This window comes from Bacillus sp. LB7, assembly GCF_030449715.1.
Classification (GTDB): domain Bacteria; phylum Bacillota; class Bacilli; order Bacillales; family Bacillaceae; genus Bacillus; species Bacillus paralicheniformis.
Genome location: NZ_JASGCA010000002.1, coordinates 155,562 through 169,624, shown reverse-complemented (window position 1 = coordinate 169,624; position 14,063 = coordinate 155,562). Strand labels below are relative to the sequence as shown.

The window sequence follows — 14,063 nt, the reverse complement described above, 5'->3', positions numbered from 1 at the left end:
CTAACTAAACCAATGAAATTGCGAAAAGCTGCCGAGCAAAAAGAAATTGATTAAAAGAACAAGAAAGGACGCGGCATTCCACATGGCCGCGATCCTGCCCTGCAGCTCTTTGACAATCCTGATAAATAAATAGTATCCGTATAAAAAAAGCAGGACGATTGATCCGAGCACTTTCGGATCGGCCCAGTACAGGGTTTCAAGCGATACATATGACCAGATAATCCCCAGAATCAGGCTCAGCAAAAGCATGGGAACGCCGATGAGATTGAGGACATAAGCCATATGATCAAGTTTTGGCAAATCTTCGATTCTCAAGAGCCATTTCCCCCACTTTTTCTTTTTCAATAAGCGGTACTGAAAAAGATACAGAACGGAAAAGACAAACGACAATGAAAACGCTCCATACGAAAGAATCGCCATTGTAATGTGGATGATCAAGAGTTCGGACACGAGCCTTCCCGAAAGCTCCGCCGACTGCTGCGCCGTCGGTGTAAACGTGTGAATCGCCGCCATTGAAAAGCCGATGAGATTGGTGAAAAAAACGAGAAATTCCACTTTCAAAAGCTTCGTCAAAACGAGAGACAGCGTGACGAGCACCCACGCGTAAAAATAAAGCCCCTGCGCATTATTCAAAACAGGAAACTGATCTGTGTACTGCATGAAATAAAAAAGGTATACCGTCTGGAGAATCCAGACAATAGAAAGCAACCAGAAGGCCGCTTTTCCCGCCTTCCGGTTGTGCTGTAAAAAGTCTATAAAATAAAAGAGAACGGTGAGCGCGTACAACACGATTGTAACTTCGTTAAGCCTTGCTAACAATGTGTCTGTCATGTCTGTCACTCGCTCGCGATAGAAGTCAAACCCTGCTGGTTTTGCCGCTTAAACGCATGAACCGGCTGGCGTTCGTCTTGTTTCTCTCCGTCAGGAAAAGCCGCTTCTTCAATATCAAAAATCTGCGTAAACAGCGCAAGCTTTTCTTCGGCATCAGCTTCTGACGCAAACTCCTTCACTTTTAAAATCGGGTCGCGCAAAAGCTGGTTGATAATGCTTTTCGTATGCTTGTTTAAAAGTTTTTTCTCTCTTGTGCTCAAGTGAGGGAGCTTCCGTTCGATGCTCTGCATCGTTTCCGCCTGGATTGTCAAAGCTTTTTCCCTGAGAGCAGAGATGACCGGCACGACGCCGAGCGTATTCAGCCATTGTTTAAAAGCGACGATCTCAGCTTCAATAATCAGCTCCACTTCTTCAGCAACGGCCTGACGCTCCTTCAGATTTTCTTCCACGATCCCTTCAAGATCGTCAATATCGTACAGAAAGACGCCTTCCACTTCGCTGAGAGCCGGGTCAAGATCCCGCGGCACGGCAATATCCACCATAAAAAGCGGACATCCTTTGCGAAGCTTATTGACATGTTCGATCATCTCTTTTGTGACGACATAGCCGCTGGCGCCCGTTGAACTGATGAGAATGTCGGCTTCCATCAAAGCGCATTGCAGCTCATTTAAGCTTTTCGCCGCGCCTGAAAAACGGCCGGCAAGCTCCTTCGCTTTTGAAAATGTTCTGTTGATCACGGTAACCTGTCCGATTCCGTGGCCGTGCAGGTTTTGAACCGCAAGCTCTCCCATTTTGCCCGCACCGAGAATCAGCACGTGTTTATCGGAAAGGTCGCCGAAGATTTTCCTCGCAAGCTCGACGGCTGCATAGCTGACGGATACAGCATTTGAAGCAATGTCCGTTTCGGCATGGCAGCGCTTCGCGACAGTGACCGCCTGCTTAAACAAATAGTTGAAAACGGTACCAATTGTCTTCTCTTCCTGAGCCAGCTTAAAACTTGTACGCACTTGGCCTAAAATCTGCGTTTCTCCAATAACCATCGAATCCAATCCGCACGATACGCGGAACAAATGTTCAACGGCTCCGTCGTTTTCATAAAACTTCAAGTAAGGCGAAATGTCCTCTTTGCTTAATCCGAACCAGTTCGCCAAAAACATTTTCATATAATAACGTCCGGTGTGCAGCTGATCAACGACTGCATACAGCTCTGTCCGGTTGCATGTCGACACGATGATGTTCTCAAGTATGCTTTTTTCTTCTTTCAACTGCGACATCGCCTGCCCCAGCTCATCCGGCTGAAAGGTTAACTTTTCACGTATATCAACAGGGGCTGATTTGTAATCCAATCCCACGACAAGTATATGCATAACTCTTGCTTGCACCCCCAACATCTATCTAAATTAGAATGATTACAATATAGAATTTATTATTCAAAACGATTATAACATATATTCACTATTTTCTCTTCCCAAAATGTGAACAGATTTTAAAAAATTGATGTGATATAGTAGAAAATGTGTTTCTATTTCTTTCACTACATCAAGAAGGTGATACTTTGAAAAAGAAATCTGTTTTGCTCCCATTGCTGTTGATAGCCGTGGCTGTCTACGCCTTTCTGCGGTCGGGCCGGATCAGCCTGTTTGACGGACAGGAAGAATGGTCTGTACTTGCGGGGCTCATCGGGCTGGCTCTTTTTTATCAGGGGCAGAAAGAAGCCGATTCCGCCCATTCCTTTGCAGGGCTCTTCATGACAGCGATCGGCGTTTATTTCACATTTAAAGAGGACTATTTCAGCCGCGCGGATGATTTTGCGGTCATCGTGCTGATTCTCGGTGCGGCGCTTCTTGTCAAATCGTTTAAGACGAAAGAATATCAATATGAGAGTCTGCTGATGATCGCGGTCGCCCTCTATCTTTACTTTTTCCGGCAGATTGCCGCCTGGCTGAAGTCGGTCAATATCGAGACGGCATATGTAGAAGCCTATTGGCCTGCCGCTTTTATCGCGGTTAGTCTGCTTTTATTATTCTTAAAAAGAAAATAGTTTATTCAAGAAAAAGCACTTGCATCAAACCCGCAAGTGCTTTTTCTTTTATTTCGCAATCATTTGCTCGATCGCCGACCATGCTTCTTGTTTACCCTTTTTCGTCTCGGAGGAAAACAAGATGAGCTGGTCTTCTTTTTCTATATTGAGCGTCTCTTTAACGACTTTGGCATGCTTTTCCCATTTACCTTTAGGGATTTTATCCGCTTTTGTCGCAATCACGATCACAGGAATTTCATAATGCTTTAAAAAGTCGTACATGATGACATCGTCCTGTGAAGGAGCATGCCTGAGGTCGACGATTTGAACGACCGCTTTCAGTTCTTCGCGGGATGTCAAATACGTCTCTATCATACGGCCCCAAGCCTCGCGCTCCGTTTTGGAGACTTTTGCAAATCCGTAACCGGGCACATCGACAAAGTGAAGGACATCGTTAATGATATAAAAGTTTAGTGTCTGTGTTTTGCCCGGTTTTGAAGATGTCCTCGCTAAGTTTTTACGGTTGATCATTGTATTGATAAATGAAGATTTTCCAACATTGGATCTCCCGGCAAGGGCGATTTCCGGCAGTCCCCCTTCAGGATACTGCTCGGGTTTCACCGCACTGATGACAATCTCTGATTTCGTTACTTTCATTTCTCTTCTCCTACTAGCGCATGCTTTAGAACTTCGTCCAGGTGAGCGACGGGAATGAAGGTTAAGCCTTCCCGCACGCTGTTTGGAATGTCCTCAATGTCTTTTTCATTATCTTTCGGCATAATGACAGTCTTTAAGCCGGCACGATGTGCGCCGAGCGCCTTTTCCTTCAGGCCGCCGATCGGAAGGACGCGGCCTCTTAATGTGATTTCGCCGGTCATGCCGACATTTCGTGAAACAGGTCGGCCCGTCAGCGCCGAAACAAGAGCTGTCGCCATTGTGATCCCCGCGGATGGGCCGTCCTTCGGAACAGCTCCTTCCGGCACGTGAATGTGAATATCGTGTTTTTCATGAAAATCAGGGCTGATGTTCAACTCTTCCGCCTTTGAACGGACATAGCTGAATGCGGCCTGCGCCGATTCTCTCATGACATCGCCGAGCTTTCCGGTTAAAATGAGCTTGCCTTTCCCGGGGGAAAGAGACACTTCAATGGACAGCGTATCTCCGCCGACCGTCGTGTAGGCGAGACCTGTGACAACGCCGATCTGATCGTCGAGCTCAGCCTGTCCGTATCTGAACATTCTTTTTCCTAAATAGTCTTCAAGGTTTTTGTCCGTGACCGTAATTCTTTTTCTTTCCCCTGATACGATCAGCTTCGCCGCTTTTCTGCATACCGCTGCGATTTGGCGTTCAAGGCTTCTGACGCCGGCTTCCCTCGTATAATAGCGAATGACGTCCAGGACAGCCTGCTCCCGCATTTGCAGATTGGATTTTTTCAGACCGTGTTCTTTCAGCTGTTTTGGAAGCAAATGATCTTTGACGATTTCGACCTTTTCCACTTCCGTATAGCCCGCGATCGTGATGATCTCCATACGGTCTCTGAGCGGACCGGGGATTGTGGCCAGGTTGTTCGCGGTTGCAATAAACAAAACCTTTGATAAATCAAACGTCTCTTCAATATAATGGTCGCTGAACGTATGGTTTTGTTCAGGATCGAGCACTTCCAGCATCGCTGAAGCAGGATCTCCCCTGAAATCCGAAGCCATTTTGTCAATCTCGTCCAAAAGGAACACGGGATTGTTCTTGCCTGCTTTTTTCATCCCCTGAATAATGCGGCCCGGCATGGCGCCTACATATGTGCGGCGGTGGCCGCGGATTTCAGATTCATCCCTCACGCCGCCAAGGGAAATGCGGACAAATTTGCGTCCGAGCGATTTGGCGATCGATTTGGCCAGCGAGGTTTTTCCGACACCCGGAGGTCCGGCCAAGCATAAGATCGGCCCTTTTAACGAGCGGGTCAGCTTTTGGACTGCCAAATATTCGAGAACCCGTTCTTTCACTTTTTCAAGGCCGTGGTGTTCTTCATCAAGGATTTGACTGGCGAGATTTAAATCAAGCCTGTCTTCTGTCGCATCGTTCCACGGGAGGGAAATAAGCCATTCAATATAATTGCGGATGACAGAGCTTTCAGCTGAGCTTGACGGAATTTTTTCGTACCGGTTCAGCTCTTTAAACGCGGTTTCTTTCACATTGTCAGGCATGCCGGCCTGTTCGATTTTCTCAGTCAGCTTTTGGACCTCGCCCGTTTTTCCTTCTTTATCGCCAAGCTCTTTTTGGATGGCTTTCATCTGCTCGCGCAGGTAATACTCCTTTTGCGTTCTTTCCATTGAACGCTTGACGCGCTGCCCGATCTTCTTTTCAATCTCAAGGACTTCTTTTTCGTTGTGAATCAGGTCGATCACTTTGTTTAATCTGGCTTTGACATCGATCGTTTCCAGCACTTCCTGCTTGTCTTTCAGCTTAAGCGGCAGGTGGGAGGCGACGATATCGGCCATTCTTCCCGGCTCTTCAATATCTGTCACAGCGGCAAATGTTTCAGCCGATATTTTTTTCGAAATCTTTATGTATTGATCGAAGTGGTCAAGCAATGTGCGCATGAGTGCTTCATCTTCAACATCTTTTTCAGTCTCTTCATCGATTCGTTCGATTTTTACAGACGTATATTCATCTAAATCATGGTACTCAAGAATGCGGGCGCGCTGCAGCCCCTCCACCAAAACGCGGATCGTTCCGTTCGGCAGCTTGAGCATCTGCTTGATTTTCGTATAGGTTCCGAATGTAAAAATCTCGTCTTCATCCGGTTCGTCTATGGATATGTCCTTTTGTGTTGCCAAAAAGATCATATGGTCATTCATCATCGCCTGTTCAAGCGCCTGAACCGATTTTTCACGTCCGACGTCAAGGTGCAAAACCATCGTCGGATAGACGAGTAAACCTCTTAAAGGGAGGAGCGGGATGTTTCGTTTCGTTTCATCTGCCATTTTGACTGACACCTCCGTAACTTTAGTATGAACCATTATAATATACTTTTTTTATCCCTGTACAATTGTAAGCCCGGCGAAATAAAAAGGGTCTCCTGTAGTATACCCTTTCTTTCAGTTCTGAAAAAGGAAAAGATGTCCTCCGCTAAGAAAACCTGCCCGAAAAAAATCCCCATCTGAAACGATGGGGATTTATACGGATTCTCTTTTCATTTCAGCGCCGTCAGGCACTTCTGAAGGAGGGTTGACCAATGCGAGGTCCAACACTTCCTGCAAGGTTTTGACGGGAATGATATGTACGCCTTCTATCCGCTTTAAAATCGACTGGACATTTTCGTGCGGAATAATGACCGTTTTTGCCCCCGCATGCTTGGCCGCTTTGATTTTCGGAATCACGCCGCCGATCGGCTTTACCCGGCCGTTCAGGCTGATTTCCCCTGTCATGGCGACAGTATGGTCTATCGGAACCTTATGAATGGCGGAAAAAATGCCCGTAGCCATTGCAATTCCTGCAGATGGTCCGTCAACCGGGATACCGCCGGGGAAATTCACGTGAATATCATAATCCGAAGCTTTTACTCCCATTGTCCGCAATACAGTCATGACATTTTCGACCGATCCTTTCGCCATGCTTTTCCGGCGGATCGATTTTGACTGGTTGCCGATATTCTCTTCTTCTGCGATGCCTGTGATATTAATCGATCCCTTATCAGCAGCCTTGTTGACTGTGACTTCAATTTCGAGCAGCGAACCGCTGTTAGGGCCGTGGACGGCAAGTCCGTTGACGATGCCGATCTGCGGTTTGGAGGCGATTTTCTGTTCGTATTTCGGTGTCAGCTGGCTCGAATGGATCACCCATTCGATATCTTCAACCGTCACCTCGTCGCGCTCTTCAGTCAAAGCCATTCCGGCGGCGATTTGCATCATATTGACGACTTCGCGGCCGTTTCTCGCATACCGCGTCAACAGGTCAAGTCCTTCCTCTGCGACTTTCTTCTCAATCTTATCAGCCGCTTTTTTGGCGACCGTTTTTAATTCTTGCTTTTCAAGGTCGCGGAAGAACACTTCCAGACATCTCGACCGGATCGCTGGCGGGATTTCGTCAGGCATCCTCGTCGTCGCGCCGATCAGTCTGAAATCCGCCGGCAGCCCGTTTTGAAAAATGTCGTGGATGTGTTTGGGGATTTGCGTGTTTTCTTCACTGTAATAGGCGCTTTCCAAAAACACTTTCCGATCTTCAAGCACCTTCAGCATTTTATTCATTTGAATCGGATGAAGCTCTCCGATTTCGTCGATGAATAATACCCCGCCGTGCGCATGCGTAACGGCTCCCTGCTTTGGCTGAGGAATTCCGGCCTGCCCCATCGCTCCGGCACCCTGATAAATCGGATCGTGGACCGATCCGATCAACGGGTCGGCGATTCCCCGCTCGTCGAAGCGGGCCGTTGTCGCGTCAAGCTCGACAAAGACGGAATGTTCCTGGAACGGTGAGCGCTTGTTCTTTTTCGCTTCTTCGAGGACAAGCCTTGCAGCTGCGGTTTTCCCCACACCTGGAGGGCCGTAAATAATGACATGCTGCGGATTTGGTCCGCAAAGGGCGGCTTTCAGTGCTTTAATGCCGTCCTCTTGGCCGACGATGTCTTTAAAAGCTGTCGGCCTCACCTTTTCTGATAACGGTTCTGATAAATGGATTGATCTCATTTTCCGGAGCTGTTCCATCTCTTTTTTGGACTCTCTGTCTATCGTAACCTTTTGGGTTCTTTGATTCTTGAGCAGATTCCAAAAATATAATCCGATGATGATCCCGAAAAATAGTTGTACAAAAAGTGCAATGCTCGTCCAGCTCAACTGATGGTCCCTCCTGAAATGGTTTCGTATCTTTAAGTATGTCAGATAGTATTTCCTGATCAGGGAGGGAATAAACGTACAGAAAGGGATAATTTCGCATTTGGAAGCCGTCACTTTTTTCTGTATGCCGACGGTTTCCGAATGCAAAAAAGAACCTCCTTTTGGCCAGGAGGTTCTCTGCATTACGCTGAAGTTTTTTTGTCTTTATTGACGACCGTGCCGTCTTTCATAATGAGACGCGGCGGTTCGCCGTCAGTGACGGTTTTGCCTGTAATCACGCATTTTTCAATATCCTCGCGGGACGGCAGATCGAACATCACGTCGAGCATAATTCCTTCGATAATGGAACGAAGTCCGCGTGCTCCTGTTTTACGTTCAATTGCTTTTTTAGCGATTTCTGTGAGCGCTTCGTCTTCAAATACAAGCTCCACATCATCCAGCTCAAGCATTTTTCTATATTGTTTAACAAGTGCGTTTTTCGGTTTTGTTAAAATTTCAACCAGCGCTTTTTCATCGAGTGGTTCAAGGCTTGCGATGATCGGGAGACGGCCGATGAATTCAGGGATCAGACCGAAGCGAAGCAAGTCTTCCGGAAGAACTTTGGAAAGAAGCGCTTCTTTTTCAAGATCTTCATGCTTGTTGTCAGAGCCGAAGCCGATGACCTTCTGACCGAGACGGCGCTTGATGATTTGCTCGATTCCGTCAAAAGCTCCGCCGCAAATGAACAGGATGTTCGTTGTGTCAATCTGGATGAACTCTTGATGAGGATGCTTTCTTCCGCCTTGTGGAGGAACGCTTGCAACCGTACCTTCAAGAATTTTAAGCAGAGCCTGCTGAACGCCTTCACCTGATACATCGCGTGTAATTGAAGGGTTCTCGGACTTTCTGGCCACTTTATCGATTTCATCGATGTAGATAATGCCTTTTTCCGCTTTTTCAACATCGTAGTCAGCAGCCTGAATCAGCTTAAGCAAAATGTTCTCCACATCTTCACCGACATAGCCTGCTTCAGTAAGCGAAGTGGCATCTGCAATGGCAAACGGCACATTCAGGATGCGGGCTAGCGTTTGAGCAAGAAGCGTTTTTCCGCTTCCAGTCGGTCCGATCATGGAAATATTACTTTTTGACAGCTCGACATCATCGACTTTGCTGTTCGAATTGATCCGCTTGTAATGATTGTAGACGGCCACGGCAAGGGATTTTTTTGCCTGGTCTTGGCCGATGACGTATTCATCAAGAATCTCGCGGATTTCCTTTGGTTTTGGGACATCTTTGAACTCCACTTCTTCTTCAGAGCCGAGTTCCTCTTCTACAATTTCAGTGCAAAGTTCGATGCACTCGTCACATATATATACGCCTGGTCCGGCGACAAGCTTGCGTACCTGATCTTGTGTTTTTCCGCAAAACGAGCATTTTAATTGTCCTTTTTCCTCGTTGAATTTAAACATTCTTTCACCCCTTATATCCTTGTCATTCCTGTTTCTTCGTTAAAAGAAACATCGCTTGAAAACATTCGTTCCATTATGTATTGCATTTTACCACACTTTCCAAAAAGGCGATAACGTTGTGTTTGCCGTTCGGCATATTCAATATGTATGTTGATCAAAACGACATTATCTATCCTTTCCCAAAGAAAAGATGATAAGTCAAAATTGTATAAAACAAGGCACGAAACATTCGCGCCCTGTTTTATATAAAGTATGATTATGAAACATATTAACGGTTTTCTACAAGAAAATCAATTGCTTTGCGAACTTTTAAGTCCTCTTTCATTCCTTCTGTAGAACCGATTGCTTGTTTGATGTTTTCAACAGGCATGTTGTACGCTTCAGCCATTTTAGAAAGCTCTTCTTCGACTTCTTCGTCAGTGACTTGAAGGTTTTCAGCTTTGGCGATCGCTTCCAGTGTCAGGTTGGATTTTACGCGTTTTTCAGCATCCTCTTTCATCTGCTCTTTCAGCGCGTTTTCATCCTGTCCTGAGAATTGGAAGTAAAGCTCAAGGTTCATGCCTTGCATTTGCAGACGCTGTTCGAATTCTTTCATCATGCGGTCAAGCTCTGTGTCGACCATCGCTTGAGGAATGTCAGCTTCAGCGTTTTCAGCTGCTTTTACGACAAGCTCTTCGCGAAGTTTAGCGTCCGCTTCGTTTTCTTTTGCTTCCTCGAGACGTTTTTTCGTTTTTTCAGTCAGCTCGGCAAGCGTTTCAACTTCCTCATCGACATCTTTCGCAAACTCGTCATTAAGCTCAGGAAGCTCCTTCGCTTTGATTTCGTGGATTTTCACTTTGAATACGGCAGGTTTGCCCGCAAGCTCTTCCGCGTGGTATTCCTCTGGGAATGTCACTTCTACGTCTTTTTCAGCACCGGCTTCAAGTCCGACAAGCTGATCTTCAAAGCCTGGAATGAAAGAGCCTGAACCGACTTCAAGGGAATAGTTTTCCGCTTTTCCGCCTTCGAACGCTTCGCCGTCTACGAATCCTTCGAAGTCAAGAACAACAGTGTCCCCTTCTTCCACTTTGCCGTCTTCTTTTACAACGAGCTCAGCCTGGCGCTCTTGGAGAGACTTCAGTTCGTTTTGAACGTCTTCATCCGTTACGGCAGTGTCGTCTTTTTCAATGCCAAGGGCTTTGTATTCGCCAAGTTTCACTTCAGGCTTAACCGTTACCTTCGCAGTGAAGATCAGGTTTTCGCCTTTTTCGATTTTTTCCACATCGATTTCCGGACGGTCAACAGGCTCAATGCCCGCTTCCTCTACCGCTTTCGGATACTCGACAGGAAGCAGGATGTCCAGCGCATCCTGATAAAGCGCCTCAACGCCAAAACGCTGTTCAAACAAACCGCGCGGCACTTTCCCTTTGCGGAATCCAGGAATGGATACTTGCTTTACGACTTTTTTAAATGCATCATCAAGGGCTTTATTAAAGGTATCGGCATCTACCTCAACCGTTAAAACGCCTTCGTTTCCTTCTTGCTTTTCCCATTTTACTGACATGTGTTTCCCTCCAAAATCTATTCAGGTTGTGTCGGTTTTCCATTTTAAAACAAACAAACGGCCACGTCCATCGCAAGCTGCCGACTGTGTGCAGCTCATGTGTTTCTGACAGCCATCATTATGTATACAAAGATAAATAATGAACCTTAAGCGGCAAACGGAACAGCTCCCGTTTTTCACAAATGCAACCACTATATTATAACACAATGCCCGCTGCTTTCAACATTTACAAATAAGAAATTTCTTCTATGTCTTTGATCAGCGCGCAGGCCTCGTCAAGCTGTCTGTCATTGAATTCATAGAGATTATGAAGCTCCTCTTTATCGATGTCAATCCCGTGCATTTCGTATCCGACTTTATGCAGCGCGGCAGCCCAGAGCTCGCGGTTTGAGTATTTCGGCTGAAACGGATAGAGGACGTAAATATGCCTTCTCCACAGCTCTTCGACCGCTTGGTACAGCGTGGGATTTTCATTCCCAAGCGTGTCATCGAGCACGCTCAGAACATGCTTCAATATCGGCATATCATCAGGCTTGACCGTCTCTGTCGGATTAATTGTCATCGAATCGCCAAATTTTGCGACAAGCGTCGGCTTTTCATGGTCTGACTCGGCCAAAAGCTGAAGAATCATCGTTTTTACGACAGGATGTGCACTCGGATTTTGCAGAATCGTTTTCAACAAGCCGATATAGCTTGTCAGATTGCGGTCCTTCAGTCCGTGAAGAAGCTTTACCTGCTCTTCCGTGTCATTCAAAAGCCTTTCCTGATCAACCTCCTCCGTCTCGGGAAGGTCTTCGGTGATGTCCTCAGGTCCGGGGTCTTCCGTCATCTTGCGGCTGAAATCAAGCAGTTTATAAAACTGTTCCGCGCTTTCAGGAGGCAGCTTGTTTTCTTCGAGTACAGCTTCAATCGTTTCTTTTACTTTTTCGTATTGTCTGAGCTGGATTAAAATCGTCATATAGACTTGTAAAACGGTAAAATAATGGCCATGGCCTTCTTTCAGCATTTTTTCGCAGATGCCTTTCGCTTCTTCAAGCTCGCCGATTTCCAGCAGGCAGATGGCCATTCCCAGATAAATATCCGATTCCTCGTCATCGTAGCGCTTCGCTTCAGAAAACAGCCTGAGCGCTTCGTGGTAATTCTTTTCTTTGAGCGCGGCCATCCCTTTGTGCACTAAACGCTCCTTAACGTTCGGGAACGGGATGATCTTCGAGTTTTTCTTGTCATGCTTCATTTCTAAGTTCCTTTCAGGCACTTATTTTTTAACAAGTGTATCAACCTGGCCCGCTAAACACAAGAAAGAACCGGCGGCAGTATGCTTCCGCCCAGCAAAAAAAGCCTCCGATCTACATCGGACAGCTTTTTTATGCTTGCAACCAAGAACTTCTCTGTTTCTCAAATTGTTCGATTTCTTCTTCAAGGAGCAATGTTAAAGAAATTTCATCGTAACCGTTCAGCAGCATCTCTTGCCAATGCGGATCGACCTCAAAGGCAATCTGCTGCCCTGCGTGGTCTGTTATCGTCTGTTTTTCGAGATCGACAGTCATCGGCAAAGATTGATACTCATACTGTTCAGCAAGCTCTTTCCACGTCTCATAAGGGAGGCGGATCGGCAGCATCCCGTTTTTGAAACAGTTTTGGTGAAAGATATCGGCAAAAGACGGCGCGATAATGATTTTAAATCCATAGTCGTCAAGCGCCCATGGCGCGTGTTCCCTTGAAGAGCCGCAGCCGAAGTTTTCGCCAGCGATTAAAATCGAAGCGCCTTTGTATTCCGGCCGGTTCAGCTCAAAATCAGGGTTGGGATCGCCGTTATCCAAATACCTCCAGTCAAAGAAAGCAAAACGTCCGTACCCCGTTCTTTCGATCCTCTTTAAAAATTGCTTCGGAATGATCTGGTCCGTGTCTACGTTGATTCTATTTAGCACCGCCGCTATTCCGGTATGGGTCTTTAATGGCTCCATCTTGTCACTCCTCTATACAGCTGTTGTCTCTTGGTAATATTTTCTGACATCGACAAAGCGTCCGTGAATCGCGGCCATCGCAGCCATCGCCGGGCTGACGAGATGCGTCCTGGCCCCTTTGCCCTGCCTGCCTTCAAAATTGCGGTTGGAAGTGGAAGCACAGCGCTCTCCTTCAGGGACAACATCGTTGTTCATGCTCAAACACATGCTGCATCCCGATTCTCTCCATTCAAAGCCCGCTGCGAGGAAAATCTCGTGAAGCCCTTCTTTTTCAGCTTGAATTTTGACGCTTTGCGAGCCGGGAACGACGATCGCCCTGACACCGTCAGCGACTTTTTGGCCTTTTATCATTTCAGCCGCCTGGCGAAGATCTGTCATGCGTGAGTTGGTGCATGAACCGATAAAGACGTGCTCAATTGTAATATCCTCGATTTTTTTATATGGTTCAAGACCCATATATTCATATGCGCGCTGCGCTTCTTTTTTATCGTCTTCCTGAGAGAAAGCCTCAGGCCCCGGAATCGTTTCATCAACCGGCAGCACCATGCCAGGGTTGATGCCCCACGTCACCATCGGCGAAATGGCGCTTCCGTCCATCACGATCGTCCGGTCGTAGACCGCCCCCGAATCGGTTCTCAGATTCTTCCACTCTTCTACAGCTTTCTCAAACTCTTCGCCTTTTGGCGCATATTTTTTCGTTTTGACATATTCAAATGTTGTTTCATCCGGTGCAATCAATCCGGCTCTTGCCCCAGCTTCGATTGACATGTTGCACACCGTCATCCGTTCGTCCATCGACATGTTTCGGAATACTTCGCCGGTATATTCAATGACATAACCCGCACCGAATTTAACCCCGTATTTTCCGATGACCGCCAGAATGACGTCTTTAGCCGTCACTCCTTTTTGCAGTTTGCCGTCAACGCGGATTTCCAGCGTCTTCGGTTTTTGCTGCCAAAGCGTCTGCGTTGACAAGACGTGCTCGACCTCGCTCGTTCCAATTCCGAAAGCGAGCGCGCCAAACGCTCCGTGTGTGGATGTATGGCTGTCTCCGCAAACGATCGTTTTGCCCGGCAGCGTCAGCCCCAGTTCAGGCCCGATGACATGAACGATCCCCTGGTCGACGCTTGACAAGTCTGCGAGGCGGATGCCGAATTCTTCGCAATTCCGTTCGAGCGCACTGACCTGCCGTTTGGCGACATCATCTTTAATCTCAAACCGATTGACAGTCGGAATGTTGTGGTCCATTGTGGCAAACGTATTTTGAGGCCGTCTGACTTTTCTGTTCTTTTGCCTTAGGCCTTCAAAGGCCTGGGGTGACGTTACCTCGTGTATCAGGTGCAGATCGATATAGAGAAGGTCAGGCTTCCCTTCACCTTTTTTAATCACGTGTTGATCCCAAATTTTTTCGATGATCGTTCGAGGCATCAT

General features: G+C 46.9%; 11 protein-coding genes. 1 reads left to right on the top strand and 10 read right to left on the bottom strand.

Annotated features, from left to right (window positions below):
- Both QMZ64_RS03340 and hemA read right to left on the bottom strand, forming a co-directional pair.
- Window positions 1-831 carry a cytochrome c biogenesis protein gene (locus QMZ64_RS03340; protein WP_075752503.1) on the bottom strand — a complete coding sequence of 277 codons (831 nt, stop codon included), beginning with the start codon at window positions 829-831 and terminating at the stop codon, window positions 1-3.
- Window positions 832-836: 5 nt separating this feature from the next.
- A complete protein-coding gene (gene hemA / locus QMZ64_RS03335; protein WP_076793586.1) occupies window positions 837-2,198 on the bottom strand; it encodes a glutamyl-tRNA reductase in 1,362 nt (453 codons plus the stop codon).
- Window positions 2,199-2,386: 188 nt separating this feature from the next.
- Here hemA and QMZ64_RS03330 point away from each other — a divergent pair, with 188 nt between their 5' ends.
- Entirely contained in the window at window positions 2,387-2,872 is a 486-nt protein-coding gene (locus QMZ64_RS03330; RefSeq protein WP_165427716.1) for a hypothetical protein, read from the top strand.
- Between the two features lie 48 nt (window positions 2,873-2,920).
- Here the strand turns inward: QMZ64_RS03330 and yihA are convergent, their stop codons facing one another.
- The 8 genes from yihA to leuC all read right to left on the bottom strand — a co-directional run bounded on the left by yihA (window position 2,921) and on the right by leuC (window position 14,063).
- Window positions 2,921-3,508, bottom strand: coding sequence for a ribosome biogenesis GTP-binding protein YihA/YsxC (yihA, locus tag QMZ64_RS03325; protein WP_154995868.1), 588 nt, complete (start codon window positions 3,506-3,508; stop codon window positions 2,921-2,923).
- A complete protein-coding gene (gene lon, locus QMZ64_RS03320; protein ID WP_243942795.1) occupies window positions 3,505-5,829 on the bottom strand; it encodes an endopeptidase La in 2,325 nt (774 codons plus the stop codon). The genes yihA and lon overlap by 4 nt, the downstream gene beginning before the upstream one ends.
- A gap of 192 nt (window positions 5,830-6,021) precedes the next feature.
- A complete protein-coding gene (gene lonB, locus QMZ64_RS03315) occupies window positions 6,022-7,677 on the bottom strand; it encodes an ATP-dependent protease LonB (RefSeq protein WP_265626053.1) in 1,656 nt (551 codons plus the stop codon).
- A 182-nt stretch (window positions 7,678-7,859) separates the two neighbouring features.
- Window positions 7,860-9,125 carry an ATP-dependent protease ATP-binding subunit ClpX gene (clpX, locus tag QMZ64_RS03310; RefSeq protein WP_003184083.1) on the bottom strand — a complete coding sequence of 422 codons (1,266 nt, stop codon included), beginning with the start codon at window positions 9,123-9,125 and terminating at the stop codon, window positions 7,860-7,862.
- Window positions 9,126-9,393: 268 nt separating this feature from the next.
- Window positions 9,394-10,668, bottom strand: a complete 1,275-nt coding sequence (gene tig, locus QMZ64_RS03305) for a trigger factor (protein ID WP_265626052.1) — start codon at window positions 10,666-10,668, stop codon at window positions 9,394-9,396.
- Window positions 10,669-10,894: 226 nt separating this feature from the next.
- Entirely contained in the window at window positions 10,895-11,902 is a 1,008-nt protein-coding gene (gene ddcA, locus QMZ64_RS03300; protein WP_265626050.1) for a DNA damage checkpoint antagonist DdcA, read from the bottom strand.
- Between the two features lie 130 nt (window positions 11,903-12,032).
- Window positions 12,033-12,632: a 3-isopropylmalate dehydratase small subunit gene (gene leuD / locus QMZ64_RS03295; protein ID WP_265626049.1), complete on the bottom strand. Its 600-nt coding sequence runs from the start codon at window positions 12,630-12,632 to the stop codon at window positions 12,033-12,035.
- 12 nt (window positions 12,633-12,644) lie between these two features.
- Window positions 12,645-14,063 carry a 3-isopropylmalate dehydratase large subunit gene (leuC, locus tag QMZ64_RS03290; RefSeq protein WP_265626047.1) on the bottom strand — a complete coding sequence of 473 codons (1,419 nt, stop codon included), beginning with the start codon at window positions 14,061-14,063 and terminating at the stop codon, window positions 12,645-12,647.